Raw genomic sequence first — 2,373 nt, 5'->3', positions numbered from 1 at the left:
TCTCCCCATGCCAGCTCTTCAAACACCATGGCAGAATCCAAACGCGGTAGCCCTAGACCATCATAGTCTGGATTGGTATACAGTCCCAAAAAGCCCAGCTCTCCTGACTTCTTAATCACATCAACTGGAAAATGTGAGGTACGATCCCACTCAGCCGCGTTCGGCTTTAGCTCTTTTTGGGCAAATTGCCGAGCGGTTTGGCGAAAAGCAATTTGGTCTTCCGTTAATGAGAAATCCATGAAATCATCCTTGTGCTTGCAAAGCAAATATGGTGGAGAAAGTTTAGTAAGTCATCAGTTCAATATCGTTTATACAGTATAGCAGCGACATAACGACATTCACAAAATTCTGCTCTACTAGTAAAGCACATATTAAGTAAGATTGACGCTATATCGCAAATATAGTGGATGAACGATTAAATTGAGATAGTGGTATTGACTCCGCGACTTGCTTCATCGTCAAACCAGCGTGCAGTCACCGTCTTAGTCTGAGTATAGAACTGCACCGCTTGCTTACCATAAGGACCAAGATCGCCAAGCTTACTAGCACGTGAGCCTGAGAATGAGAACATCGGTAATGGCACAGGAATTGGCAAGTTAATACCAATTTGACCGACCTGAATATCTTGCTGGAATTTATGTGCAGCTGCCCCCGACTGAGTAAAGATAGCTGTGCCATTACCATGTGGATTGGCATTAAGCATCTCAATCGCCTCATCAAGACTGGCTGCACGCATAATGCAAAGGACTGGGCCAAAAATTTCTTCTTTGTAGATTTGCATATCGCTTGTGACATTATCAAAGATGGTAGGTCCTACGAAATTACCTTTCTCATAACCTTCGACGGTGATACCGCGACCATCAAGAATCAAGCTCGCCCCTTCTTCTACACCAGTATCAATCAAATGTTCGACGCGAGCTTTTGCGGCAGGAGAAATAAGTGGTCCCAAATCCTTGTCGTTTTTGCCAGCAGAGACGACTAAGCCTGTTGCTTTGGCTTTGATATCATCAATCCACTCACCTGCTGCACCGACTAGCACTACGACTGACAGCGCCATACAACGTTGACCAGCTGCCCCAAAGGCAGCACCCGCTAGCTGATTGAGCGTTTGTTCTTTATTGGCATCAGGCAAGATAACGCCATGATTTTTAGCGCCCATCATGCACTGGGCACGTTTGCCAGATTTACTAGCGCGCTCGTAGACATGCTTACCAACAGCGGTAGAACCAACAAAGGAAACCGCTTTGATATCTGGATGATCACAGATAGCATCAACCGTCGCTTTGCCGCCATGAACCACGTTGAGTACGCCTTCAGGCACGCCAGCTTCAACTGCCAACTCAACCAAACGCATAGTCACCATCGGGTCTTGCTCGGACGGCTTTAGGATAAAAGTGTTACCAGTAGCAATCGCCATTGGGAACATCCATAGCGGAATCATCGCTGGGAAGTTAAACGGGGTAATACCTGCGCACACACCTAGTGGCTGCCAGATACTATAAGTATCAACGCCTGAAGCGACGTTTTCAACGAAGTCACCAATCTGTAAGTTAGCGATGCCTGCTGCATGCTCAACGACTTCTAAACCACGGAACACATCCCCGCGAGCGTCAGCGATAGTCTTGCCCTGCTCTGCCGTCAAGGTTTCTGCTAGTTCATCCATATGCTCGCGGATCAATTGTTGATATTTTAAAAAGATACGGGCACGTGTGGTAATTGGGGTCTTGCGCCATGTTTGAAAAGCCGTCTGGGCGGCAGCGACTGCTTGATTGATTTCATCGTCAGAAGTTTGTGGGACTTTGGCAATGACTTCTTGTGTGGCTGGGTGCTGTACCGTACGTCCGCCTTGGCCGTACCAACGATAGTAGGAAACACCAACCATTTCTTATGTTCAAGCTCAGGATATTCTGCAAAGGTACGGCGTAACCAATATACAGAAGGGTTGTGCCGATACGGATAACGACGCGTATCAACGCCGCGGTAGATACGCTTGATGGACTTTGGATCGATCTCTTCGCGATGTAGACCTTTTCTCAAATAGTTCGTCACACTATCTGATACAGTGATAATGGTATCGACATCCAGTAGTGCTTGTGAATACTTGTTAATTGAATAAAAACCATACATGGTTGAGACTAGCTTTGGTCGATGTTTTACGCGTGCTCGGCGCAGGGCTAAATGCAATATCCAAGCAGGTGTACGTGAATGCACATGGATAATATCAGGATTGTATTGTTCGATAAGATGACGTAGAGGGGCAACTTGTAAGATTGATAACCATGATTTTTTATACATATGCAGCTGATGGTATATATTGCCATCTCGCTCTAAACGTTTGACCAAATCGTTATCATCATCGGCACTAGAGACAAT

The 2,373-nt window shown here is 46.1% G+C and carries 2 protein-coding genes and 1 pseudogene; all 3 read right to left on the bottom strand.

The window, feature by feature from the left end:
- On the bottom strand, window positions 1-239 hold a 239-nt coding region (locus PENNN9_RS04085), incomplete at its 3' end, for an acyl-CoA dehydrogenase family protein (protein ID WP_197409068.1).
- Window positions 240-415: 176 nt separating this feature from the next.
- Complete coding sequence (locus PENNN9_RS04080; protein WP_058368461.1) at window positions 416-1,882, bottom strand: CoA-acylating methylmalonate-semialdehyde dehydrogenase; 1,467 nt, start codon at window positions 1,880-1,882, stop codon at window positions 416-418.
- Window positions 1,855-2,373 (bottom strand): annotated as a pseudogene (locus PENNN9_RS04075) (glycosyltransferase); the annotation flags it as partial. The pseudogene PENNN9_RS04075 and the gene PENNN9_RS04080, both read right to left, overlap by 28 nt.

The organism is Psychrobacter sp. ENNN9_III (assembly GCF_001462175.1).
Taxonomy (GTDB): Bacteria; Pseudomonadota; Gammaproteobacteria; order Pseudomonadales; family Moraxellaceae; genus Psychrobacter.
The sequence above is the reverse complement of the archived record's forward strand: the minus strand, read 5'-3'. Positions and strand labels throughout refer to the sequence as shown.